The sequence below is a fragment of the Variovorax cryoconiti genome (genome assembly GCF_051216395.1).
Taxonomy (GTDB): Bacteria; Pseudomonadota; Gammaproteobacteria; order Burkholderiales; family Burkholderiaceae_C; genus Variovorax.
This window is the reverse complement of the sequence record NZ_JBPJZI010000090.1, coordinates 1-1,025: the sequence shown is the minus strand read 5'-3', so window position 1 is coordinate 1,025 and position 1,025 is coordinate 1. Positions and strand designations below refer to the sequence as shown.

The following is a 1,025-nucleotide window of genomic DNA, read 5'->3' as shown; positions in this document are numbered from 1 at the left end:
ACGCTGGACGATCTCGAACTGCCGGCGACGCAGGAACAGATCGCCCGCATGCGCGAACTGGTGCTGGAGGCGCTGCAGGCCGGCGCCATCGGCGTATCCACTGGCCTGTTCTACGAACCATCGATTGCCGCGCCCACCGAGGAGGTGATCGAAACCTGCCGTCCGCTGAAAGACTTCAACGGCGTGTATTGCACCCACATGCGCAACGAGGCCGACCGGGTGATCGACTCCTTAGAAGAAACCTTCCGCGTCGGCCGCGAGGTCGGGGTGCAGGTGGTGATCTCGCACATGAAGGTGGTGGGGCCGGCGAACCATGGCCGTTCGGAGGAGGCTCTGTCCTTCATCGAAAAGAACATGGCCAACCAGCCGATCTGCCTGGACTGCTATCCCTACACGGCCGGCTCCACCATCCTGTCGGCGGACCGGGCGGCAAGCTCCTCGCGCGTGATCGTGAGCTGGTCGAAATCGCTGCCCGAACATGCCGGCCGCGACCTGGACGTCATCGCAAAGGAAATGGGCGTCACCGAGGAAGAGGCGATCCGGCGTCTCAGCCCCGCTGGCGGAATCTACTTCCGGTTGGACGAGGCCGACGTGCAGCGCATCCTGAAGTTCGACCAGACCATGATCGGCTCCGACGGCCTGCCGCACGATGCCGCGCCGCATCCGCGGCTGTGGGGCAGCTTTCCGCGCGTGCTGGGCCACTACGGGCGCCTGCTCGGGCTGTTCCCGCTGGAAACCGCGATCTACAAGATGACCGGGCTGACCGCGAAGAACTTCGGCCTGAAGGACCGCGGTGTCCTGAAGGAAGGCGCATATGCCGACCTGGCATTGTTCGACGCGGACACTGTGGGCGAGGCCGCCACGTATGAAACGCCGATTGCACCGGCCCACGGCATCGAGGCGGTGATCGTCAACGGCGCGGTCGTGTGGCGCGACGGCGGTTCGACTGGGGCGCGGCCGGGGCGGGTGCTGGCGCGCGAAGTGCCGCAGACGGCGAGCTGAGGCGCTGCCACTGAATTGAAGCA

1 protein-coding gene is annotated in these 1,025 nt (G+C 65.9%); it reads left to right on the top strand.

What is annotated here, in order from left to right; genetic code table 11:
* On the top strand, positions 1-1,002 hold a 1,002-nt coding region (locus ACSFA2_RS25955), incomplete at its 5' end, for an N-acyl-D-amino-acid deacylase family protein (protein WP_435458196.1).
* Positions 1,003-1,025 lie beyond the last annotated feature (23 nt).